Here is a 25436-nt window from a genome sequence, read left to right on the forward strand (position 1 = left end):
GAGATATAGAACCAAGTGGGAGAAGTGCTGTCAAGCAATGGTGGATTCTGATCTAAAGAGGGAATGAAACCAAAATTTTTTGGGAACTTGGGTACTAAAGTTCAATAAGAAACAAATACGCGCTACAATTCAGCTGTTGCGTTTGCACTCTAATGATTTTCGACAAATTTAGAGAATATTTGACGAAGCAAAAAAGACTCCCACCCCGGGAGTCTTTTCCACTTACGCTTGTTGTTTCTGTGCTTTTGCTTTTTCGAATTCATCTTTGACTCGGTTTAGCAATGGTCTGTCTGTTAAAAGCTTGTAGCCTGTTGCTGCAAGAGCTTTGGCGCCTTTTAGCAATGCCTCATCTCCAACAGCAGATTTTGCGGCTTCTCTAAATTTATTTGTATGGGCAATTAAATCATCTGGACCGATTTTTATATGCGGATGGGCGGTTGGCACTTCATAGCTAATATTTCCAGCATCTGTAGAACCTTTGCCTGTAGCTTTCTTCAACGATACTTTTTCTCCGACAGCTTCTAATTCTTCTTTTAATACTTCATCCAAAACAGCGTTTAGAACAAAATCTTTTACTTCATTTTGGAAGCGGTCAATTTTCACTGTTGCACCTGTTGCAAGGGCGGCAGCTTCTGCGATAGCGCGGACTTTTGTTGCTACTTCTTCTGTTTTTTTCCATGTATCCGCACGAAGATAGAAGCGGGCGGAAGCATAATCTGGAATGATGTTTGGTGCATCTCCGCCATGTGTGATAATGCCATGAATTCTTATATCAGATGGAAGCTGCTGTCGAAGGGCATTAATACCAACAAATAATTGAATAACCGCATCCAAAGCGTTAATTCCTTTTTCAGGAGAGCCGGCTGCATGGGCCGCTTTGCCGTAAAAATGAAAGTCAAGCGGATCTACCGCAAGTGTTTCACTTGTTAAAGATGTTTTGCCAGAAGGGTGGATCATTAATGCCGCATCCACATCCTTTAAATAGCCATGTTTTACAAAGCTGCCCTTTGCACTTCCATTAGGACCGCCTTCTTCGGCAGGAGTACCTAGCACAACAACACGTCCGCCTGTCTCAGCAAGTGTTTCGGCAAGAGCAATTCCAGCGGCTACACTTGTTGTGCCGATAATATTATGACCACAAGCATGACCAATTCCAGGAAGGGCATCGTATTCCGCAAGGAAAGCAATTGTTGGACCAGCAGTACCGCTCTCTTTTACCGCATAAAAGGAAGTTTCGTGGCCAGCAACGGCTGTTTCTACATTAAATCCAGCATTGGTTAAATTCTCTACATGGGTCTTGCTTGCAAAAAATTCCTGGTTTCCTATTTCTGGATTAGCATGAATAGCTTGGCTTGTTTGAATATATAGTTCTTTCTTCTTTTCTATTGAATCCTTTATTCGTTCTATTCCAGATAATGTCTTGCTCATGGTCATGTCCTCCTTACAACTCTTTAAATTGTTTTAGTAATTCTTCTTTTGGTATATCTGTCACAATGGATCCGCCATTTGTGTCTTTTTCTACTGCTTTTTTCACATCTTCCTCATGATACAATTCGATGATACGTTGATATGTTTTGTTGTTTTGATCCTCTTTGCGAGATGCAAAAATATTTATATATGGCAATACACTATCATTGTTTGCATCTTCTAAGAAAATAGGATCTTTTACTGGATTAAAACCAGCTTGACCAGCAATGCCGTTATTGATAACGGAAGCAGCAACATCAGGCAGCACACGAGGTGTTTGCTGAGCGACAACTGGAAGAATCTTTAAGTTCTTTGGATTGTCTACAATTTTAGAAGGATCTCCAAACAGTCCGAAATCTTTTGATAATGTGATTAATCCTGCTGATTCAAGAAGCTTTAAAGCACGAGCCTGATTGGATGGATCATCAGGAATAGCGATAGTAGCACCTTTTTTAATATCCTTAATATCTTTTAATTTCTCTGAATAAACTCCCATTGGAGCAACAAGAGTGGAGCCGATTGGTACTAAATCTGCTTTATTTTCTTTTGCAAATTGGCTAAGGAATGCAATATGTTGAAAAGAGTTAAGGTCAATTTCCTTATTTGCTAATGCTTGGTTAGGAAGCGTATAGTCAGAAAACTCTACAAGTTCAATTTCAATGCCTTCTTTTTTCGCCTTTTTTTGTAGTGTTGGCCAAACGTCTCCATCTGTACCAGTAACACCGATTTTTACTTTCGTTGTCTTGTTTTCATCGGAATTTGAATTTCCGCAGGCTGCTAATGCCCAGACACTTAATAATAAGATAAAGATAGAAATAATTTTTTTCATTTTATAAACTCCTTCTTCTGTTATATTTGTATTTATTTTTTAGGTGAAATATATGAATCTCTTAATTTCCTTTGAAAAAAGCAGATTAGCGGCGCATGATTTTTCTTGATAGAGTGTTTCCAAGCCATTGGGCAAGTTGTACAAGAATGATTAAAATCACGACGGTCACAATCATCACACTGCCATCAAAGCGCTGATATCCATATGTCATCGCTACATGACCGAGTCCGCCTCCGCCAACGGTTCCTGCCATCGCTGAAAAGTCAATTAAACTAATAGTGACAAAGGTTAATCCTAAAATTAAAGGACCTAATGCTTCTGGTATTAACACCGTAAAGATAATTTGAAAAGGGCTTGCTCCCATTGCTTTTGCTGCTTCAATCACACCGGGATCAATGCTGACCAAGTTATTTTCGACAATGCGGGCAATTCCAAAAGACGCGGCAATGGTCATTGGAAAAATGGCAGCCCAGGTCCCAATGGTTGTCCCAACAATGGTACGAGTCAGTGGACTAATTGCAACTAGAAAGATAATAAATGGAATAGGGCGAATAATATTAATAAGAATATTTAATAGCTGAAAAACCAGTTTGTTTTCCAATATATTTCCTTTTCTTGTTACAAAAATTAATAAACCAATTGTGATTCCTAAGATAGAACCAAAAACTAATGTCATAATGACCATAAGAATGGTTTCACCAGTGGATTCTACGATTCGCATCCAAAAAGTTGTCCAATCTACCTTCATTTAAATATTCACCTCCTCGATTGCTACTGTTTGTTTTAATGCATGGATAACTGCTTCTATTGCCTCTGGTTTTCCTATAAAGGAAACAAGTAGATTCCCATAAAACTTTTTTTGAAGCTCGCGCACAGATCCATAAACAATATTGAAATCGACATCATATTTTTTTGTAATACGAGAAAGGACTGGATCACTCGCCACTTCTCCTTTAAAAATAACGCGATATAAATGGTTGCCGCCTTTTTCCTTCCACTCGGCAAGCAGAGAGTCAGATGGAAGATCCTGCTGAACAGATTGAATAAATCGTCTCGTGGTTCCATGCTGAGGATTTGTAAAGGTGTCAAAAACAGAGCCTGTTTCGATTACTTCTCCATTCTCCATCACGGCAACTCGGTCGCAAATTTCCTGAATGACATTCATTTCATGTGTAATTAAAAGGATGGTTATCCCTAATTCTTGGTTTACTTTTTTTAAAAGACGAAGAATATCTGCTGTTGTATCAGGGTCCAGTGCGGATGTCGCTTCGTCACAGATAAGAATATCAGGAGAAGTGGCAAGAGCACGGGCAATCCCAACGCGTTGCTTCTGCCCGCCTGAAAGCTGTTCAGGATAATCAGTGGCTTTATCTGAAAGACCGACAAACTGAAGCAGCTCTGCTACTCTTTCCTTTATCTCTGCTTTTGGCACCCCGGCAATTTTTAACGGATATGCTACATTCCCCGCTACTGTCCGTGATGAAAATAAATTAAAGTTTTGAAAGATCATCCCTATTCTGCGGCGTAGCTTGCGAACCTCTTTAGCAGAAAGGGTTGCAAGGTCCACTCCTTGTACCTGTACAGAGCCGTTTGTTGGATTTTCCAGCATATTCACAAGCCGAAGCAGTGTACTTTTTCCAGCACCGCTAAAGCCGATAATTCCAAAAATCTCTCCTTGCTCTATAGAAAGGGAAACATCCTTTACCGCATCTACTTCCCGGTTGCCAAGCTTAAATGTCTTGGCTACCTGCTTAAATTCAATCAATGTAAATCCTCCTTAGTAAGAAAAGCTTAATGCGCAAAAAAGCCATCTTCTTCTTATCAACAAGAAAAAGATGGCTTCATTCGAAACTACCTCATTCTCATCTTTCAAATGCAAAAGCATCTGCAGGAATTAGCACGGTATTAAGTAAATAAACCCGTTGCCGAGACATCATAGGGCCTGTCCCTTCGTCTCTCTGGATAAGAATAAAACATAATATAAAGTTTTTGTCAGATATTCTTACAAATATAAGGGGAGATTTGTCGAAAGTCAAGGTATTTTTCGAATATGGTCACAGTGACCACCCGAAATATCCCGAATGTTGTCGAAAATTAATAGGTTAGAAGTATGAACTTATGGTGTTTCTTTTTTTTAGTATCTGGTTTGTCTTATCGAAGGGGGGACGTTGATATCTTTGTTCTTCTGATCTAAAAAGGTAAACTTCTTCTTTATTTTTTCTATGAATATTCTATTAAACCGATTTTTCTTGATTCAATAGAAGGCAAACTGGTAAACAGCCAGCATTTTATCTTTGGAGTGGTGTAGAGTTATTTTTATTACGATTAGAGCATGACCTCTCCCCGTTTATGAAAAAGAATAGTGTACTAGATTATAGTAAAGAGAAAGTGGAACAATAACTGTCCAACAGAAGATATTGATGGAGGTTGAATCAGAATCTTTTTGCGTATACACAATTTAGGCAAGGGAACCTTTCCCAAGCTCAAGCTAAATGAAAAAGTCACTAACAAAGAATTAACAAGTACACAAGTACACAAGTACACAAGTACACAAGTACACAAGTACACAAGTACACAAGTACACAAGTACACCCCCCCAACTGTAGCGGTTCGACAAATTTAGAGAATATTCGGGGCGTCACTGTGACGAAAAAAAACTGAAAAAAGTAAAAAATCTAAAATCATACTTGAATTTTTTCTTAAAGAGTAGTAAAGTTTATTTATCCGATACGGTAAATCGGGATTTAAATTGTTGGAGGGATAATAAATTATGGTAAATAAAGTAGAAAATGTTGCAACTAACTTAACTCAGCTGATTGGAAATACTCCTTTATTAGAACTTGTGAAATTTAATGAATTAAACAATGTTGGAGCGAAGATTATTGCTAAATTAGAGTACTTTAATCCAGCTGGAAGTGTAAAAGATAGAATTGGTCTTGCTTTAATTAAAGATGCAGAAGAAAAGGGATTAATTAATAAAGACTCGGTTATTATTGAACCTACAAGTGGCAATACTGGCATTGCCTTAGCTTTTGCAGCAGCGGCTTTAGGCTACAAATTAATTATCACTCTTCCTGAAAGCTTTAGTGTGGAACGTCGAAAATTACTTATTGCTTTAGGGGCAGAGCTTGTTTTAACACCAGCGGCAGATGGTATGCCTGGTGCTATTAAAAAGGCAGAAGAATTGGCTGCAGAAATTCCCAATTCATTTATCCCACAACAATTTAAAAACCCAGCTAACCCAGAAATTCATAAAAAAACAACAGCAGAAGAAATTTGGAAAGATACAAATGGAGATGTAGATATTTTTGTTGGTGGAGTAGGAACAGGTGGAACGATTAGTGGAGTAGGAGAAGTGTTAAAATCGAAAAAAAGTTCGGTGCAAGTTATTGCAGTTGAACCTTCTAGTTCTCCAGTTCTTTCCGGTGGTTCAAAGGCTCCGCATAAAATTCAAGGGATTGGACCTGGATTTGTGCCAGATAATTTCAATCGATCTGTAGTGGATGAAATTTATACAGTGGCAAATGAGGAAGCAATTGAAACTTCCAAGCAATTAGCAAGAAATGAAGGTTTAATTGTCGGTATTTCATCAGGAGCAGCAGCGTTTGCAGCTGTGCAAATCGCTAAACGACCAGAAAATGCAGGTAAAACAATTGTAGTTTTACTTCCAGATACAGGCGAAAGATATTTATCAACTGAACTGTTCCCAGCAGAATAAAATAGGTAACAGTGACGACCCGATTCGACTCGAATTTTGTCGAGAATGGATAGTTTAATAGACTTTTAAATTTACGGCTCCTATTGCGCTGTGAAAAACATAGTTTTAAACCTTTTACAAGAAAGAGTTTTGCACAAGGTTTTTCCTTTCTGCTATGCATCCAAAGGAGAAAAGAAAAATGACCAGAGAAGCTATCAGCCTCTTTGGTCATTTTTCTTTCAATTAATAGATATGGTACCTGTAACCAAAATATTCCTGACTATTTGTAATAATATACAAAACACTACTGTTGCCCTTACATAAGGGGTTTATTTGGCATTTTCATCTGGTTGATGAATTCCAAAAGTATTTCCCTCCGTATCAACAAAATATCCCTGCCACGCCATTCCAGGCAAAGCATGTTTTGGCAAGGCAACCACTCCTCCATTATGAAGAATTTTAGCTTCAACAGAATCGTAATCCTCCACTCCCATTGTACAAGCATATGCATTTAAAGACTGGCTTTTTTCAGGAGCTGCACTTTGACGCTGCATCAAAGCTCCGTTAATTCCAGGTTCTTTTTCATCGCCAGTCACGGCTCCAAAATAAGGCATTCCAGCATAGGAGCTCCAATCTTCAAATTTCCATCCAAATACCTCTCCATAAAACTTCTTAGCACGTTCTATATCATCCACATGAATTTCGAAATGAATTAATCTTCCCATAATCTCCTCCTGCTATTTTAGTATCTATCCATAAAGCGTTTTATTCTTTTGGTATATATTCTTTCTGTAGGTTTGGTTTTCCTTCTTTTTTGGTGATAGTGAGTAATGAAGCAACATATAGCTGTTTTTTGGTCTACAGTAATACCCTGAATCGTTCCGAAATTTGTCTAAAGTTGATAATTTAAAGGGATCTTGGATTTTTGAACCTTCCTGGGGCATGAATGTGTAAAAGAGTATCGAATTGTTTAGATTATAGTATGCTTCGGCCGTTAAAAGTTCGATATTATGACATTTAGTGTTACGTTAATGATTGCCATGGAGGTTGTGTGTGTAGGTTTAAGAGTAGTTTGGAGAAGGTTAAAAGGTGCTGTCAGAAATCGATTTTCGAATGGACGGCACCTTTATTTATCAAGGAAAACACTGTAATATCAATATTCTCCATTTAAGAATTTTAGCTTGTATGCTTATTTTTATGTTGAAAAAACCACATACTTAGAAAAAAAGTGCTGTATAACAAATAGCTTGTATAAAGTTCTCTGTCCATTCAAAAGTAGAACTTCTTCTATATTCAAAAAAAACTGCGACAATATAGATACACATAAATATGGATAGATTTTTTAATGTTTTTTTCATACAAACCTCCTCTCGGGTGGTCACAGTGACCACCCGAAATTTGTCGAAAATTATTCTACTTGCAGTTTATTCATTTTCGACAAATTTCGAGAATATTCGGGGCGTCACTGTGACGGTAAAGTCATTGTCACACAGGTTCCCCAGCCTTCTTTGCTTTTTACATATACTTCTCCATTATTTTCTTTTAATAGTTTAAAGCATATTGTCAGGCCGATTCCTGTGCCTTTTTCTTTGCTTGTATAATAGGGCTCTCCTATACGTGCAAGCCTTTCTTTGCTTATTCCATTTCCGTTATCCAATATTCTGATACGATGAATCCCTTGTTTTGTATCTAAAATAATTTTAATTTTTCCTTTTTCAGTTGAAATAGCTTCTAAGCTGTTTTTTATAAAGTTTATCATTACTTGTTTAAAGTGAGATTTCTCCATTTGCACCAATGCTACCTTTTTTCCTCTGTTTTCTAGATAAATTTCCTTGTTTTGTTCAATGGCTAATGCTTGGAAAAGAAGCTTAATGTTTTTTAATTCCGTTAATAAATGGACAGGTGCAGAAGCATTTTTTTCATCCTGTGTTGCTTCCGGTTTTCCTAAAATAAGTAATTCTTTTAGCACATCATTAATACGATCAATTTCTTCTAAAAGAATGGATTCGTAGCCAGAATTATTTTTTTGTTCTTTTAAGAGTTGAATAAAGCCTCTTATCGTTGTTAAAGGATTGCGTATTTCATGGGCTACACTTGCGGCCATTTCGCCAATAACCTTAAGCTTCTCAGAGGAAAGAAGAAGCTGTTCATTTCGTTTCTGCTCTGTTACATCAATGCCAAAATAGATTTGGTATACTTCGCCATTACTATGAAGTATTTTCTTTTTTCCCCATAATATATAGTAAACTTGTCCTTTCGAATCTACATAGCGGTATGCATCCTCTGTCTGAGTATGCAGCATGTTTATCTTAGTTGTTAATATGGAAAAATCTTTTCCTAACAGATCCTCTTTTGGTATGGAGATTAATTGACTAAAGGAACTATTCATTTTGACTATTTGATCCTTGTTATTTTTAACTAAAAGAAAATTAGGATTAATATTCATAATTGCTTCTAAAAGTTCACTTTGTCTAATAAGTTCCCCGTTCATATCATTGATTCTAAGAGATTGCATCTGAACAAATCCTAAAAACAAGATAAGTGCTGCGATGATTGAATTGAAAATAGAAAAAAATAAAGGAATAAAGGAAAATCCGCTCATTACCCCATTGATAAAGATAATAATAGCGACAATAACCAACCTAGTATAAAATTTTTTGTAGGTTTGATCTTTAAGCTTCACTGTTATTAATAAAAGAAAAAACGTATTAATATAAACAAAAATGATATTTATAAGAAATAGAATGTTCATTTCCCCATAAAAAGGAAGGAAATAATCAGATGAAAGAACATTTCCTTTGTTTAAGTAGAAATATTTTATTCCTGCTGTTGTAAAATTGATAATATAAACGATAAGACTATAAAACGTAAGAATATAAAGCAAAAATTTGTTAAATAAAAATCGGAAATTGTGAAGCTCCTTGTTCATACGCACTAGATGATAAGAAAAATAGTACATGATTGGCATAATAAAAATGGTTCCCATTCGAAAAAAACGAAAGATTCTTTCTATCCATTCTATGTTCATTAATTCATCTGCATACAGGATGGCAATATCAATTTGCCAAAAAGAAAGCATACATAAGAATAAGGACAATGCTTTTGATAACGAGTTTCTGGAAAAAAATAAAATAAAAAATGAAATAATGAGCGGAATAACTGACACCATCAGCAATAATATAAATTCCATATTACGCTCCTCCTTTTGAGATTAAGGTGCACCCATTATTTCCTCCGTATCCATGAGAAGTAATTAATACACTGTTTATTTTTTGTCGTAAAATATGATCATTAATCAATAGATTAGCATATGCTGTTGTTTTTGCGCGAATGGTTGGTGGGATAAACTGTTCTTTTAAACTAATTAAGCTTGCAATTATTTGAAATATAGTGGAAGCCCCCATCGCATGTCCAACCATTCCTTTAATGGATGTTATAGGTAGATGAAAAGAAGCAAATCTTTTTTTATAAATGGATGCTTCTATATCATCATTTTCAGAAATACCTAAAGCTTGACTATTAATATAGGTAGGCATTCCTTTTCGAATGCATGCATCCACAGCTTGAAGCAAAGCATTTCCATTGATGTCAGATTGATACGGAGAAATGGCATCTTGTGTGATGCTCGTTGCTTCTATAACACCGAGAATAGTTGCATGTCTTCTTATAGCGATTTCTGCCTTTTCTATAATAAGCACACCTGCGCCTTCAGACATACAGAAACCTTTCCCTCCAGAAAATGGGCCATGCATTTCTTGTTCCTGGCTGCTTTCTTGCAACACTTTTAATGGAAGAAACCCCTTAAGAACCGTTTCAAAAAGCGTTGCATCACTGGCGCCAACGATGCATACGTCTACTTGATTGGATTGGATAAGAATATTGGCCAAGTGCAAGGCATCCAAACCAGAGGTACAGCTATTTGATAAGGAAAAGGACATCCCATTTAACCCATATGCTGCATTAACACTGGTAGATAAGGAATTAGCATTCATATTTCCTATAGCAAAGGGGGATAGTCTTTTTTTCTTGTCTAATTCCTTTGTATAAGTAGATACTTCAGAAATAACACCACCAGAAGAACCAATAAGAACAGCAACTCGATAATCTTTTAAGTTGATCTTTGCTGCATGTACAGCTTCATTACATGCATGCAGCAGCATTTGCACAGATTTAGGGTGTTTTTTGTCTCGTCTTTGTTTTTGCTTTATTTCTTTTTGATGCACTCTCCCTAAATATAAATATTTTTCTACTAGATATTCTTGTTTTAACATACAAGTTCCAGCTGTTAATATCTCTTTATAGTGGTTACTATTTGTAAAACCTGGTCCAATAATACCCATCCCTGTAATAACTGTATCCATTGATTATTTCTCCTAGTTATTAATATCTTTTTATTATAATAGAAATTATAAAAAAGGCTAGACTAGGTCACAGTGACGCCCCGAATTATGCCGGAAATTGTCGGTGATTGATGGAGTAGAAAGCATGGAAATAGGGAGTAACTGAGCATTACGGGAGTGGTTGGCTGTTGTTTTTTTTTTGCGGTAGACCTGCTTTAAAACAAAAAATATCCTACTCCGTTGTAAGCAAGAGGCTAGGTCGAGTTGTGCATATTATTTTATTTTTGTAATAGCATGGCAGGATTTTGGCTTATTTTGTAGTAAAGTAATTGTAGATAGCTTCTTTTTTTTATCCCACTCTTATAAAATTGGCAAACCCCAAACCGGTGGAAAGTTCGTTTTATAAAAGGGATTCCTTTTGTTTTAAACTTCAGTAGTTTCCTCCTTATTTTAGTACGATTCCTATTTTTTAAGTGTCTATTATGAGTTGTTTTTAGATGAAAATATTAGTATTGGAGGTGAATGTATGACAGTTAACGTTTCAAGTATTGAATTAAGGGATTGGAGGTGGGATTTTCACATGATACGGAATCGACTGTGATTGTTTGCTTACCTGGTGCTTTGTTGCAAGAGTCGCGAGAAAAGTGCACTGGCATCCATTCCATATTTTGATCATAGGATACCCAAGAAGGTTGCCGAGTTTTTGTTGCAGTTTTACCAATGGAAAAATGGTTCATTGTTTGATTTTACAAAGGTTATTTCAGTATTAAGGGAATTGGGAGAGGGGAAGAGTTACTTTACTATAGAGACTGCTTTTATAGGTTTCCTCTTTCTTGATGGTATATTGGTAAGCGGAAAAAGAATGCTGCCGGCTGTTATTAATAATTTTTGGGATAAAATGGATATGATAAGGGGGAGACTGTATGACTTTAAAGTATATAGAGAAAAGAATCTCTGAACGTGCGATTTTGGAAGTAAAGGCGTTGAGCAGATGGCAGCTCAATAAACAACAAATGGCGGTAGAAATGTAATGCCATTTAAGAAAAGAATCCATGTACCAGAACAGTTTTACCATATCGTTTGCAGAGGAAATCGACGCGACCCTTTGTTTCGAAATGCCAATGATTTTCATGCCTTTTTCCATATTCTCCACCAACTCTTCGAAAAATACCCCTTCGAATTAGCCTCTTTTTGCTTCATGACCAACCACTACCATTTACAGTTACGATCAAAGGAAGTATCCATTTCTAAGCTAATGGCATTAATGAACAAGCGCTATGCCAATTACTATAATACAAAATACCGTTTAACAGGTCATGTGTATGAGAAACGTTTTTACGACAAGATGATTATGGATAAAAAAGGAATGTTAGGAGTTAGCCGCTACATCCATCTTAATCCAGTTGAAGCGAAAATGGTCGAGCAGCCAGAATTTTATCCTTGGAGTAGTTATCGTTTTTATATAGAAGACACCATTACCCCACCATTTATGAATAGAGATATTCTACTAGATTATTTTGAAGGAACAACAGAACAAAAGCGGGAGCAGTACTGTTATAAAATGATGGATCCTGATTTAGCGAATTAATTATAGAGTTCAATAGGGTGCAAAACAATGTATCTATCGAACATGTAATCTACCAATTTTTAATAATGTTTAGGGAGTCTCGGTGACATGTTTATTTACACTAATAAAAGGAAACATGAATTAGAGAGGAACATGTAAAGGAGATGGAATATATGAGTTATGGTTTACAAGATAAGGTTGCTATTGTAACAGGCGCAAATGATGGAATTGGTCTTGCTACAACTAAGGCATTGTTACAAGAAGGGGTAAAAGTGGTAGCTGCCAGCTTAAATGTAGAGGACATAAAAGATTTAGCAAGCAGTGACACCTTTCTTCCGCTAGCAATTGATTTAACAAAGGAAAATGAAAGTAAAAAACTAGTAGATGCTGCTATCAAACAGTTTGGAAAAATTGATATTCTTGCTAATATAGCAGGTATTGCCATCTATAAAGATAGTTTTTTAGATGTGACAGATGAAGATTGGGAAAAAACATTTGCCACAAATGTTTTTGCTGTTGCACGATTAACAAAAGAAGCTATTCCATACTTACGAAAACAAGAAGGAGCAAGCATCGTTAATATTGCATCAGAAAGCGGACATGTACCTGATGACTTTGCGATTGACTATAGTGCCAGTAAGGCGGCCGTATTAAATTTAACACAAGCACTTGCCAATGAATTTGGTAATGAAATACGTATTAACGTTGTATCACCTGGTCCAACAAGAACAACCATGTGGAACAAACCAGGAGGCATGGTAGATATGTTAGCTGAGAAATTTAATAAAGAACCGGAAGATGCCGTCATGTTTTTTGCTAGAGAAATTCGGAAAATTCCCCGCGGTTCTGTTGGAAAACCAGAAGAAATTGCAAATGTTATCCTCTTTTTAGCATCTGATAAAGCCGCCTATGTAAACGGCGCAGAATTTCCAGTAAACGGTGGCTCTGTTCGGTATAAGTAGGTCACAGTGACGACCCGAACTTACTCGAACTTTGTCGAAAATTCATAGAAGGGAAGTACAATAACTTGATTGTTGTGCTTCTTTTTTTATGGATGTTTTCCAGTAGCTTGGGCAGAACTTTGGCTGATTTTTATCGAATAATAGATGTAGACATTTTTTGAGGTGTTTTAAATGGGAACTTTCCTGTTTGTTAATCTTCATGGACTTCCTCTCGAAATCTATGAACCTTCGACAAAATTAGTGGATATTCGGGACGTCACTGTGACCCCAAAAAAAAAAAAGGGTGGCTTTCAAAAAGCCACCCTAGGATTTCGACAAATTCCGAGAATATCCGGGGCGTCACTGTGACGACCCCTACAATACCTTATTCAAGAAATCTTTTGTCCGTTCATTTTGGGGATTTCCGAAGATTTCCTGTGGTGTTCCTTCTTCCACAATATAGCCGCTATCCATAAAGATTACTCGGTCTCCTACTTCTCTGGCAAATCCCATTTCATGGGTTACAATAACCATGGTCATTCCTTCTTCTGCTAATTGTTTGATAACATTGAGAACTTCTCCAACCATTTCAGGATCGAGAGCACTTGTTGGTTCATCAAACAGCATAATATCGGGATTCATAGCAAGTGCACGGGCGATTGCTACCCTTTGTTTTTGACCGCCGGATAATTTAGCAGGATTTTCACCAGCTTTTTCTTTTAGTCCTACACGATCTAAAAGTTGAAGAGCTTTTTCTTTTGCCTGCGCTTTTGTCGCTTTTTTTAACTCAACTGGTGCAAGTGTAATATTTTCTAATACAGATAAGTTAGGGAAAAGGTTAAAGTGCTGAAACACCATTCCGATATTTTCTCTGATTTTGTTTATATCCGTTTTTTTATCTGTTAAAGGATAGTTGTTTACGACAACATCACCGTCTGTTACCTCTTCAAGCATATTTAAGCAGCGAAGAAGGGTGCTTTTTCCAGAGCCAGAGGGACCAATTAAACAAACAACTTCTCCTTCTTGAACTTGTAAATCAATTGATTTTAATACTTCTAAATTTCCGTAAGATTTCTTTAGTTTGGTTACCTTAAGCTTGCCCATTTTTTATCCTCTTTTCTAATGCATTTGATACTTTTGTTAAAATCATAATGACAATAAAGTACATAATCCCAACAATTAGCCACATTTGGAACGATTCTAAATTTCTTGCAATAATGATTTTTCCGCTTTGGGTTAATTCATTAATTCCAATAATCGATAGTATAGATGTGTCCTTCAACGTCATGACAAACTGGTTGATAAAGGCAGGTATCATTAATTGGATTGCTTGCGGGAGAACTACTTTTCGCATTGCTTTTCCATAAGGAAGGCCAAGGCTTCTTGCAGCTTCCATTTGCCCTTTATCGACAGACTGAATGCCGCCGCGAACAATTTCTGCCATGTAGGCACCAGCATTTAAACTTAATGTGATGAGACCTGCAGCAACTGCTGAAATCCGAAAATCTAGTGCTGCTGGAATTCCAAAGTAAATAAAGAATGCTTGGACAATTAAAGGTGTTCCGCGGAATATATCAATATAAATAACAGCAATGGTATTTAACACTTTATTTTTTGCTATTCGTAATAAGCCGAAAACAATGCCGAGTACGGTAGCAATTAAAAGGGAAGCTACTGTTAGTAATAAGGTCAACTTTAAACCAGATAATAAACTAGGAAAACTTTCTTTTAATAGGGAGAAAAATCCTGCATCGTTAGTAGCTACTGATCCAGTTTCTAAATATTTGTCTAAAATTTCTTGGTACTCGCCAGATGCTTTTAAATTTGCTAATCCAGTATTAAATTTTTCTAATAGTTCCGCATTTTGCCCTTTTGGAACGGCAAATCCATAAGATGCTCCAGCTTCTTTGTCCGTTACTATTTTTAATCCATTTCCTTGCTTAATCCCATAGGCCAATACAGGATAATCATCAAATACAGCAACTGAATTTCCTGTTCTTACTTCTTCATACATATTGGCAGAATCGTCAAAAGTAACGATTTTAAAGCCATATTTATCTTTTATTTTTTCAGCAAAACTTGCTCCTTCTGTTCCTGTTTTGACAGCCACTTTTTTGCCTTTTAGATCTTTATAAGAAGAAATATTGTCATTATCTTTTTGAACAGCCATAATGATGCCTGAATCAAAATACGGATCGGAGAAATCAAACTTTTTTTGTCTTTCTTCCGTAATGCTCATCCCAGCAATAACGGCATCCACTTGCTTGGATTCCAGTGCCTGAACAGCTGCGTTAAAGCCTAAAGGTTTCATGTTGTATGTAAAACCTTGATCCTTTGCAATAGCAGCGATAAGATCCATATCGATCCCAACAAAATCTCCTTTTACATCTTGAAATTCAAATGGAGCAAATGTAATATCTGTAGCAATTTGATAGTTATTTTCCTTTGCTTCTACTTTTGTTATTGGTGAAATAATAGTCAAAGTAGTCAATGCAACTACAAAGAACAAAATATATTTCAAAAACCCTTTGTTTTTACTCATTCAAATAACTCCTTTTCGACTTTTCTATGTTGGTATTGGGCAAGAAATCTCCCAATCGTTAAAAAACGTGTCAGAAAATCTAACAATAAGCGTTAAGTAACATAATACTAAACAAATTTAATATTGTACAGATGTGAATTTTATATGTTTCTTTTTACCATTTATTTCACGAAAGTTATTTTATCCTTGTTGGTATTTTAATATAAAATTAGACAAACTTCTTAAAAGGATCGAAGCAATAGAAAGTATTAATAGGAGTATCCATTTTCTTTAAAAAGAATACTTCCATATGAATAGCATCTTAAAAAAAGTAAGTGTTTTCAGAATATGCAAACAAAGCAGGAAACGATGTACTGTTCCAAACATTTCAGCAAATAGAACAATCGTAAAGGGAATAGGCGGTAAAGGTAAAATAGAGTGTAAGAAAAGAAATGTACTATATAAAATACTGCTTACGGATAAAGCAGGTAATAAGAGAGGAGTAAAGAAAAAACTATTGTGAAATAAATAGCAAGTACCAGAGAAAAGTCGAATGTAAAATATCAGTAATAGGAATATTTGATAAAAAAATTATGTATATTTGCCTTTAGTGAAAGGATGATTTACTTTTATAGGAGAAAAAAACAGTGCTATCCTTATGGGAGGAAGCACTGTTTAATGTTTCATTATTTCTTCTTTTTTATAAAATAAAATGCAGTAATGACCAAATAAATTGCTAATGTAATGAAGGTAATTACTATTTTTGTTGTCATAACAACCCCAACCAAAATGATTAATAAGAAAATAATAGCCATAAGAGTAGCGATTGGGAATTTTCGGTTTTCTTTACTTTGGTGTTTCATTCTTGATCTAAAATGAGCGAATCCAATAATTAACCATATGAAAAGCACCGTGTAACCTAACGAACCCATTAAGTAATTAAATGTAGATTCTCCTGCAATAATAGAAATTAGCACTCCGATATAAAGGGAAGAAGTACATAATAAAATAGCATAGGTTGGTACTTGTTTAGTTGATAACTTACTGAATATCTTTGCAATAGTCCCGTCTGCTGCTTGTGTGTAAATAACGCGGGAAGATGCATACAACCCTGAATTCATGGATGAAATAAGCGCTAATAAGATAACAGCATTCATGATATCAGCTGCATAAGGAATCCCTAATAAATGAAAGACTGTAACAAAAGGGCTTTCTTTTGCATTATTTACTTGATTCCAAGGAATAAGACTGACAATGATAAAGAATGGCAGTAGATAAAAAGCGACAATGCGTGTTAATGTACCACGTGCTGCTTTTGGTATTACTTTTTCAGGATTTTTCGTTTCTCCTAATGTCACGCCAATTAATTCTGTTCCGCCATAAGAATAAATAACAACTAACATTGCTGTTACTAAACCGCCTATTCCATTAGGGAAAAAGCCGCCGTGTTTTGTTAAATTCGTTACACCAACTGCGTCATGGCTGCCAGTTGTTATAAACATTAAAAATAAACCTGCAATAATAAAAATAATAATAACACTGATTTTAAGAAGTGCTAACCAATATTCTGTTTCTGCAAATATTTTTACAGATAATAAATTCACAATCGTAACAGCAACCGAAATGATTAAAGCTAATGCCCAAATCGGGTACTGAGGAAACCAATATTGTAAGAATATAGCGGCTACTATTGCTTCTGCAGCAATGTTTAATACCCACATTTTCCAATAGATCCAGTCTAAGAAATAAGCTGGGTAGGATCCGATGGCTGGTTTAATAAGATCATGAAATGTTCTTGCCTGTCTGTTTCTAATCGTCATATCGGCGATGCCTTGCATAATGAAAAACAAGATGATCCCACCTAAAAGATAAGCGATTAATACAGCTGGACCAGCCATGTCGACTGCTACACTGCTCCCTTTAAATAATCCTGCTCCGATTGCTCCGCCCAATGCCATCATCATAATATGCCTTGTAGTCATTGTACGTTTTAATGCCTTGTCTTGTTGTGTACTCAATTTCTTTCTCCTTCCATAAAAAACATCGTTTCTATCTTACTTGAAGTAGGTCACAGTGACAACCCGAAATTTGTCGAAAATTTAGACTAGGTCACTGTGACGACCCGAAACGTTTTGAAAATTGTCGAAAATTAATAGAGTAGTAGGATTTTTGGATAGAATAAAATAAGGGTGTAGCGTGGGCTTCTTTTTTCTAGAAACCCACGCTACACCCTAAACAATCAAGGTTTGCATGTACAACCTATGAAACTTCGCCGAATTCCGAGGATATTTGGTGCATCCCTGTGACTATCTGTATACTAAACCGCCATCTGTTAAAATGGCTTGACCTGTAATATAATCTGATTTCTCTGAAGCTAGGAATTCTACAAGATTAGCTACATCTTCTGGTGTTTGATAACGGCCTAAAGCGATGCCGCTGGAGTATTTTTCAAATGCTTCACCAGGTTTTAGGGTTTTATCGTATTTAACCATCTCTTCATCAATACGATCCCACATTTTTGTTTTGGCAATACCAGGGCAATAGGCATTTACAGTAATTTGATGCTTCGCTAGTTCTTTTGCAGCAGAATGAGTAAATGATTTTACCGCATGTTTGGAAGCGGAGTAAGTACCTAGCATTTCAAATGATTCATGTCCTGCAATACTGCAAGCATTAATAATTTTCCCTTTTGAACCTTGTTTGATAAATTGTTGAGCCGCAGCTTGTGTTCCAAATACTACTCCATTTACGTTTATGTTAAATAAACGGTTTAATTGTTTTTCATCAATTTCTAGTATTGGGGATACAGCATCAATGCCTGCGTTGTTGACAAATACATCTAATCTTCCAAATGCTTCTACAGCTTTTGAAACTAAATTAAATTGGTCGTCTCGTTTGGAAACATCACCTGCAACAGCAATTGCTTCAAAGCCTTCTGATTTAAATTCTTCTACAGCAGACTGAAGTAACTCGGCATTAATATCGTGAAGTACTACTTTAAAGTCGTTTTTAGCTAACAGTTTAGCTATTCCTTTTCCGAGTCCACCGCCAGATCCAGTTATTACAGCTACTTTAGACATCATAAAACCCCCATCTATATGTATATTTACTACCCAATTATTGTAAACCCAAATAATGGAGATTGCAAATATTAACAATCGATAGGTTGATATCTTCCTAGGGAATGTATGTAATTGGAGTTTAGCACCAGCTGCGTTATCGTGTGAAAACTTCGAAAAAATCTCCCAGTGTTAAGCAGTACTACCATAGGCTTCGTCCAGTAATATGATTGAGAATGGTGTATCGTTGCGATATAATGATGTCATCCAATGGTGTTGGGAATTAAAATAGTTTTTTTTTCAAAAAAACTCCAGCAGTAATTTGTTTTTCACCTGCACGGCTAATAGTTTCTCTCGTTTTATGACAGTTTAATTGGTACTGCCTATTAATTTTAGATAATTCTCAATATAAGAGTAAATAATTTTAATTCGTTTTATTTTTTATAAAAGGAGGTAGTTTGTTTGGAGCTTAGACACATCCGTTATTTCGTGGTGCTTGCAGAAGAACTTCATTTTGGTCGTGCAGCAGAACGATTACATATTGCTCAACCTCCCCTAAGTAGGCAAATTCGAGAATTAGAAGAAGAAATTGGGGCCCAATTATTTTTCCGTACAAAGCGTTATGTAGAATTAACTATTGCAGGAAAGGTATTTAAGAAGAAAGCAGATCAAATTCTCAATCAAGTGGAACAAGCTTGTATTTCAACGAGAATATCCTCCAATGAAAAAGAGGAGGGAATCGTGATTGGATTCACAGGAACCATTCAAAGCCTCATTCCAATCATAAAAAAATACCGCGAAACGAACACTCTTCCAATCGTTTTTCAGCAAATGAGTACTGCCGATCAAATGAAAGCCTTAAAAGAAAAAAGAATTGATATTGGTTTTGTATCAGCTCCTGTTAAAAGTAAAAATATTATGGTACGACCTCTTTTGCGAGATCGCTTTATTGCTGCCCTGCCAGAAAACCATCCCTTAGCACTTAATAAATCCATTTGCCTCAATGACTTTGCAGATGAAACCTTTATTATGACACCTCGATCAGCTGGTTCTTTGTATTATGATACGTTTATTGAACTTTTTCTTCATGCTGAATTTAATCCAAAAATAACAATACAAGCACATGACCTTCAAACCGTGTTATCTTTCGTTTCTGCTGGTATGGGAGTGGCAATGACACCTTCATCCGTTAATCCGATTAGTGGAGTTGTACAGCGGGAAGTGGAAGGAATAGCACATGCAATAGAAGTATCTGTTGCATGGAGACAAGATAATAACTCAAAACTAATTCATGATTTTTTAGATTTCTTATTTGAATATTACTCTACTGGAAATAGTAGGATAGATGATCATTATTATGCTAAAGGAGAATGATAAATTAATAGGGGGATCCTTTCTAAAGGATCCCTCTTAACCGTTGTAAAGATGTATTATTCATTTCAAATCCACTATTTTTCTTTTTAAGAAGCAGTCCCATAGTAAGAGAAAGGATGTTTCTAAAGAGTAAATAATAAAATGCCACTTTAAAGGCAGCTAGATTTGCTCCAGTATTGATGAGACCAAAAGCAGAGCCCATAATAGTGGAAGGAAGAAGTTTTAATGGTTTATTTCTATAAAACAAAAGTTTAAATTCTGCGTATTGAATAGATGGTTTCTCTTTTAAAGGGTTAATTTATCGATGGAACGAGGTGCATCTGTTAACAATTCATACCCATTCTTAGTAACCAAAATGGTATCCGAGTGACGGAATCCTCCAATCCCCGGTACATAAATACCTGGTTCTACCGTGAAAGTCATTCCTTCTTCCAGTGTAATGTCGTCATCAAATTTAAAGTAAGGTGCTTCATGAACGGCAAGTCCAATACTATGACCTACTCGATGGATAGCATAGTCACCATACCCTGCATCTTGAAATATTTTACGTGCAGATTGGTCTACTTCGCATGCCTGTACACCAGCCTTTATTGTGCTGAATGCAGATTCTTGAGCTGAAACCATTAATTCAAACAATTCTTTTTGTTTAGGTGTTGGCTCGCCGACAAAACATGTTCGTTCACATTCCCCTTTATATCCATTAACTGAAGTGATTCTAGTTTGGATTATTAGATCGTTAGAGGCTATTTTTCTTAAATTAGAAAAAACATGTGGCATAATAGTACGCTCGACTCCTGAAGGATACATTCCTCCTGTTAAAACAACTTCATCAGGATAATTTTTTAATGCTTCTCGATATAATGCATTTGTACCAAAATCATCAAGTTCTAATTCGGTCATACCTGCTTCTACCTTTTGCAGCGATGCTTGTATGGAATGAGAAGATAATAAACATGCTTTACGCAGTTGTTCTAGTTCGTCCTCTTCTTTTATGGAGCGAAGGCGAACTAATTCAGGGGTAATATCTACTAATTCACAAGAGGATCTTTGAAGTAAATTTGTTAAACCATGTGGAGTAGATCGAAATTCTATTCCAATCCCATCTTTTTCTATTAAAGGAAACAAGCATTCACTAATAAGCGCGAGAGGGTCAATTCCTTTTTCTGCTTTCTCTGGGTGTTCATAATATACCAATAATCGATCATAAACTGCTGTTGCTTTTGCATGATCTTCCTCTAATCCAGGTACAATTAATATGCTTTCAGATTTAGTAATAATGGTAAAAATTGGACGTGAATACGTAATAATTTCAAATCCAGTTACATAACACTGATTATAAGGATCGGTTAGCAATAAGGCTGCCAAATTCTCTTTTTCCATAAAATGACGCAGCTTCTCTAGTCGTTTAGATTTACTCACTTTCAAAATCACCCTTTTTCATTTTTAATATTTTCTGCTTGTTTATATTTTAAATTATCGGAAAAACAATGAGAAATACTTAAAATTAAGTGGGTTAATACCTATAAAGTATTAGTTTATAAATTTGAATTATTAATAAAGGCAGGGAGGGGAGTATAGAATCTTTATATACACTAGATAAATATCTCTGTAAAGAAAAAGGGCATCCAATAGCGGAAAAGCCGACTGATTGGAACACCCATTTTTTTCTATTTTTACAGAGAAATAAAATCAAAACTTCAAAACCACGTTTAGTAAAAACAACAATAGCAAGATTAAAAGCAGCTGAACTAATGATACATACAGGGCTGGCTGACGGAATAATCGTGGGCTTGTCCACTGAACATCTTATTTGGAGCATATGAAGCATAAAGGGATCCATTTACTACCTTTCTTTGCTAACCGTCCTCAACCACTTGCCGCTTTAGATAAATGTAAACTCCGGATAAAAGCATTGACTATTTCAGAATCCCATTGGGTACCTCGACCATTCAAAAGGATAGAAAGTGCTTTTTCTCTTGGCATTCCCTTTCGATAGGGTCTGTTAGAGGTCATAGCATCATATGAATCTGCCACCGCAATAATGCGTCCAAACATCGGGATATCGTTCCCTTTCTTTCCATCAGGGTATCCTTTCCCATCAAATCGTTCATGGTGAGAACGAACACCTGGAAGCAAATAGAGTATTTGGTTTTCTGGCTTCACTTGTTTTAAGATTTTTTCCCCGATAACAGGATGAGCCTTAATATAAGCAAATTCTTCTTCTGTTAATGCCCCTTCTTTTAATAATACTCGATCAGGAACACCGATTTTTCCAATATCGTGTAACAAGGCTGTTTTAAACAACTTATTCACTTCTATTATAGAGAGACCTAACTCCATCCCTATTTGCCGAGAAAAGTCAGCAACCCTTACCGAATGTCCTGAAGTATATGGATCTCGAGCATCCAGTGCAGTAGACAAGACGGTTAAAAAGCTGTTAAGCAATAATTGATTGTTATTTTCTCTTTCCTGAATTTCTATTATCATCTTATTAAAACCTTGAAAGAGATTAGAAAATTCATCAAAATAAACAATGTTTTTTTCTATTTCGTAATTTTGTCCTTCTACCTCTGTCATTAACTGTTGAAGCTGTTGGATAGGCTTTTCTATATCTTTAGCCATCAATTTCGAAATAATGGTAGAGAAACAAACAGAAATGGCTAATATTCCTCCCGCCCATTGAAGAAAACTTTTTACATCCATTCCATTGTACTCGGAAAATTTCACCAGTGTTGCTAAAAGAATGAGGATAATTGGGAAAATTCCAACTAATAAAATGGATAGTCTAAATTTAAGTTGAATAGGAATAAAAAAACCATTAGGTCTAATCTCAAATTTCATCTGGAATCGACTATTATTCTGTAGATATTTGACTTCTTGTTGAATCGTACCTGATGTTAAGTAAAATTCAATAAGTGCATGCAAGGAAGCAATGACAAAAGCTGCGATAAAACCAAATAATAGATAGATTGGCGGAAAGTGTAACATATTCTTCCGTACAAAAAAATAAAAAAGCAAACTAGAGGTTAATGAAAAACCTAAAAAATGTGGACCTAATATTCTATATACTGTTAACTTCGGAAATTTATATAATTGTAAGATCGCTTTTTCGTTGTATTCTTGGTTGGAAAATCGAAATAGATAGGCCTTTTTAATGGGTTTTAAATGAAAGAAAAAGAAAATAGATTCAACAGTAAACATTACCACTGCAGAAATTATTAATATGAATAATAATAGTTGGAAGTTCTCAAAATTGATTCTTAATGACATAAACATAGGAATTGCACCAATTCCAAATACCGCAATGAAAGAGCCGATTATGTAGTTCATATATAAACGTTTTAAAAATAAATTATAATGTTTCATTACCTACACCTTTTATAAGTATTTCGATTCATTACTATTTTATCATTTTGATTATTTAATAAATAGGATATTTTTGTGAACACAGTGTTACAGGGCAGTCACGAATTTTGTTTATTATAAGACTAGTGGTCATATTTTGTACGGATTTTAGGATTAAGCAGGGGAAAGGAAAGTATCTTTACACTTGGTTTTCCTGAACTTGTGAGCTTATAATGAGTGCCTCTTTTGAGAAACAAGTTTAATTTTTGATTCATGAAAGCAGGTTGAAATATTTCTTACAAAACGAAACCATAACTTCTTTTGAATTGTCTAACCATTATCGATGAAAGGAGGACAGATTTTGGAGAAGCAAGTACGGGATCAATTGCTAGTGAATGCAATGGATGAATACGGGTATTATTTATTTCGTCTCGCTTATGCATTTGTGAAAGATAAAGAGAAAGCAGAAGATATTATACAAGAAGTATTTATTCGATATTACTTACATCTTGAACAATTTGAAGGTCGCTCGAGCATTAAAACCTATTTATATCGGATGACGGTAAATGAATGTCGTAATTATTTCAAAAGCTGGAACTATAGGAAGACGGAACTTTCACATATAGCAAGTATTTTCCTTGTTAATAAGCAAACACCAGAAGAAGAATATTTAAAGCAAGAGAGTATCGGCTATATGATTGAATTACTTAACAAGCTGCCACAGAAATATAAAGAAGTGTTATGGCTGCATTACTATGCGGAATTAACTGTTGTGGAAATTGGAGAGGTGCTAAATTGTTCAACGAATACAATTAAAACGCGATTGGCTAGAGGAAGAAAAAAGGCGCGTTTCACATTAAGCGAGGAGGAGATGGAGCATGTTAAAGAGCGTTAAACACCAATTGGATCAATCGATACCAGACGATATTACTTTAACGGAGGGACATAAACAAAAAATCATGAATAAAGCACACGAACGCTTAAATCGAAAAAATTCGCTTCGATTTCGTTTAGTAAAACCACTTTTAAGTACGATTGCCATCATTGGATTATTTGGTATTTTAACTGGTCCATCTGTACAAAAATGGATGGAGGAGAGACAGGTACAACAATTCAGCAGCAAACAACTAGAAAAGGTAACCATAACCGATGTCGAATATTCCTCCTTAATTCGCTCCATTTATGTAAAAGATACAAATGAATTTGTCTATATCGATAAAGGTGGGATTTTTGCTTATTCCGTTCAATCTGATGAGAAAAAAGTACTTGTTAAGCCGAAAGAAAATATGTCTATTTTTGATATTGCTGTCAATAAAAATTGGCTAGTGTGGTTAGAGGATAATAGCAATACTGTTTATGCATTAAATCGTCAAAATGATGAAATGAAGAAATTAACCATTAAAGCAATCAGCGATTTTCAACTGGATGAAGATACCTTTCTTTATAGGTCTTATGGAGAAAACGGGGAGTCTGTTGGATATAAAAGTATGAACTTAACTACCATGATAGAATCGGAAATTTTAGAAGCGACAGGTATTGGGTCAAATAGTATTGCAGCTGTGCAAGATGGTTTAATGGTCATTCCAGAACAATATAGAATAGATAATAAGATTAAAACCACTTATTTTTTGTATGACTTGCATAAGAAAAAACAAATTGCGGCGTATGATGTTCCATATGATTCTGTTGTGAATGTTACATTAACCGATCACAAAATATATGCTGAGTTAAGTAATGAAGGAGAAATACCAATTTTAGCTTATATTGATTTAGCTGATGGGAAATTACATCAGGTAAAAACACCAAAGTTTGACGCATATGCAGTGTTTAAAGATTTTGTAGCATTAAGTATTCCATCAAAGGGTTCCAATACAGTGAAATTATATCGTATGAAAAAAGATAAAATTGTAGCCCTTCCAACGTTTAATCAAGTGAAAGAACGACTTGTCAAACCACGCTTTACCAATGATGGAGCATTAGTCGTTAATGGAGAAGGGAAAGATTACGCTATGTATGTTCAAGATGTGAAATAATTAAAAGAAAAAATACAATAACCGTTTTCCATTGAGACCGCCCGCCCCATGGAAAGCGAAGTGTATGCAGGCTGTGGACTCATTGAGAGTGCACAGGGTAGCCTGAGTGAGTTTGTACATTTTCCTAGCATTCCCATACATTGCTTACCAATATAAATTGCAAAAATTAAGAAAGTAAAATCAGCTGTTAAAATATTGATGAAAAATTAATAATTCCTGCAACAGAGGAAGCGGTATTGCTTGAAATAAAGGAGACATGTAGC

At 35.5% G+C, this 25436-nt stretch carries 19 protein-coding genes and 1 riboswitch; of the genes, 6 read left to right on the forward strand and 13 right to left on the reverse strand.

What is annotated here, in order from left to right; all coding sequences use genetic code 11:
• Window positions 1-222: 222 nt before the first annotated feature.
• The 4 genes from AC5LWL_RS03620 to AC5LWL_RS03635 all read right to left on the reverse strand — a co-directional run bounded on the left by AC5LWL_RS03620 (window position 223) and on the right by AC5LWL_RS03635 (window position 4061).
• A complete protein-coding gene (locus tag AC5LWL_RS03620) occupies window positions 223-1428 on the reverse strand; it encodes a M20 family metallopeptidase (RefSeq protein ID WP_493433050.1) in 1206 nt (401 codons plus the stop codon).
• Between the two features lie 13 nt (window positions 1429-1441).
• Complete coding sequence (locus tag AC5LWL_RS03625) at window positions 1442-2296, reverse strand: MetQ/NlpA family ABC transporter substrate-binding protein (RefSeq protein ID WP_493433051.1); 855 nt, start codon at window positions 2294-2296, stop codon at window positions 1442-1444.
• Between the two features lie 85 nt (window positions 2297-2381).
• Complete coding sequence (locus AC5LWL_RS03630; RefSeq protein WP_493433052.1) at window positions 2382-3044, reverse strand: methionine ABC transporter permease; 663 nt, start codon at window positions 3042-3044, stop codon at window positions 2382-2384.
• A complete protein-coding gene (locus AC5LWL_RS03635; protein WP_493433053.1) occupies window positions 3045-4061 on the reverse strand; it encodes a methionine ABC transporter ATP-binding protein in 1017 nt (338 codons plus the stop codon).
• Between the two features lie 94 nt (window positions 4062-4155).
• A riboswitch (SAM riboswitch) is annotated at window positions 4156-4265 on the reverse strand.
• 801 nt (window positions 4266-5066) lie between these two features.
• Between AC5LWL_RS03635 and cysK the strand changes: the two genes are divergently transcribed.
• Entirely contained in the window at window positions 5067-6014 is a 948-nt protein-coding gene (gene cysK / locus AC5LWL_RS03640) for a cysteine synthase A (RefSeq protein WP_493433054.1), read from the forward strand.
• Between the two features lie 308 nt (window positions 6015-6322).
• Here cysK and AC5LWL_RS03645 read toward each other — a convergent pair whose 3' ends face one another.
• The 3 genes from AC5LWL_RS03645 to AC5LWL_RS03655 form a co-directional block, all read right to left on the reverse strand.
• Window positions 6323-6718: a VOC family protein gene (locus AC5LWL_RS03645; protein ID WP_493433055.1), complete on the reverse strand. Its 396-nt coding sequence runs from the start codon at window positions 6716-6718 to the stop codon at window positions 6323-6325.
• A 737-nt stretch (window positions 6719-7455) separates the two neighbouring features.
• The gene (locus AC5LWL_RS03650; protein ID WP_493433056.1) at window positions 7456-9183 is read right to left on the reverse strand and encodes an ATP-binding protein; all 1728 of its coding nucleotides are present in this window, start codon (window positions 9181-9183) and stop codon (window positions 7456-7458) included.
• Window position 9184: 1 nt separating this feature from the next.
• Complete coding sequence (locus AC5LWL_RS03655; protein WP_493433057.1) at window positions 9185-10354, reverse strand: beta-ketoacyl synthase N-terminal-like domain-containing protein; 1170 nt, start codon at window positions 10352-10354, stop codon at window positions 9185-9187.
• A gap of 1009 nt (window positions 10355-11363) precedes the next feature.
• Here AC5LWL_RS03655 and AC5LWL_RS03660 point away from each other — a divergent pair.
• Together AC5LWL_RS03660 and AC5LWL_RS03665 are read left to right on the forward strand one after the other, a co-directional pair.
• On the forward strand, window positions 11364-11921 hold the full coding sequence (locus AC5LWL_RS03660; protein ID WP_493433058.1) for a transposase: 558 nt from the start codon (window positions 11364-11366) through the stop codon (window positions 11919-11921).
• Between the two features lie 152 nt (window positions 11922-12073).
• Window positions 12074-12862, forward strand: coding sequence for an SDR family NAD(P)-dependent oxidoreductase (locus AC5LWL_RS03665; RefSeq protein ID WP_493433059.1), 789 nt, complete (start codon window positions 12074-12076; stop codon window positions 12860-12862).
• Window positions 12863-13216: 354 nt separating this feature from the next.
• Here the strand turns inward: AC5LWL_RS03665 and AC5LWL_RS03670 are convergent, their stop codons facing one another.
• The 4 genes from AC5LWL_RS03670 to AC5LWL_RS03685 form a co-directional block, all read right to left on the reverse strand.
• Window positions 13217-13945, reverse strand: coding sequence for an amino acid ABC transporter ATP-binding protein (locus tag AC5LWL_RS03670; RefSeq protein ID WP_493433060.1), 729 nt, complete (start codon window positions 13943-13945; stop codon window positions 13217-13219).
• Complete coding sequence (locus tag AC5LWL_RS03675; protein ID WP_493433061.1) at window positions 13932-15383, reverse strand: amino acid ABC transporter substrate-binding protein/permease; 1452 nt, start codon at window positions 15381-15383, stop codon at window positions 13932-13934. Before AC5LWL_RS03675 ends, AC5LWL_RS03670 begins: the two co-directional genes overlap by 14 nt.
• 665 nt (window positions 15384-16048) lie before the next feature.
• Window positions 16049-17344, reverse strand: coding sequence for an amino acid permease (locus tag AC5LWL_RS03680; protein WP_493436529.1), 1296 nt, complete (start codon window positions 17342-17344; stop codon window positions 16049-16051).
• A 324-nt stretch (window positions 17345-17668) separates the two neighbouring features.
• Window positions 17669-18442 carry an acetoin reductase gene (locus AC5LWL_RS03685; protein ID WP_493433062.1) on the reverse strand — a complete coding sequence of 258 codons (774 nt, stop codon included), beginning with the start codon at window positions 18440-18442 and terminating at the stop codon, window positions 17669-17671.
• Window positions 18443-18883: 441 nt separating this feature from the next.
• Here AC5LWL_RS03685 and AC5LWL_RS03690 point away from each other — a divergent pair, with 441 nt between their 5' ends.
• On the forward strand, window positions 18884-19795 hold the full coding sequence (locus AC5LWL_RS03690; RefSeq protein ID WP_493433063.1) for a LysR substrate-binding domain-containing protein: 912 nt from the start codon (window positions 18884-18886) through the stop codon (window positions 19793-19795).
• Between the two features lie 285 nt (window positions 19796-20080).
• Here the strand turns inward: AC5LWL_RS03690 and AC5LWL_RS03695 are convergent, their stop codons facing one another.
• Window positions 20081-21214, reverse strand: coding sequence for a M24 family metallopeptidase (locus AC5LWL_RS03695; RefSeq protein ID WP_493433064.1), 1134 nt, complete (start codon window positions 21212-21214; stop codon window positions 20081-20083).
• A gap of 447 nt (window positions 21215-21661) precedes the next feature.
• Window positions 21662-23161, reverse strand: coding sequence for an HD domain-containing phosphohydrolase (locus AC5LWL_RS03700; RefSeq protein WP_493433065.1), 1500 nt, complete (start codon window positions 23159-23161; stop codon window positions 21662-21664).
• Window positions 23162-23501: 340 nt separating this feature from the next.
• On the opposite strand from AC5LWL_RS03700, the gene AC5LWL_RS03705 reads away from it, so the two are divergent.
• Both AC5LWL_RS03705 and AC5LWL_RS03710 read left to right on the forward strand, forming a co-directional pair.
• Window positions 23502-24035, forward strand: coding sequence for a sigma-70 family RNA polymerase sigma factor (locus AC5LWL_RS03705; protein WP_493433066.1), 534 nt, complete (start codon window positions 23502-23504; stop codon window positions 24033-24035).
• A complete protein-coding gene (locus tag AC5LWL_RS03710) occupies window positions 24019-25173 on the forward strand; it encodes a hypothetical protein (RefSeq protein ID WP_493433067.1) in 1155 nt (384 codons plus the stop codon). Before AC5LWL_RS03705 ends, AC5LWL_RS03710 begins: the two co-directional genes overlap by 17 nt.
• The last annotated feature ends 263 nt before the right edge of the window (window positions 25174-25436 follow it).

The sequence above is a fragment of the Niallia sp. WK069_GA_01 genome (assembly GCF_983173855.1).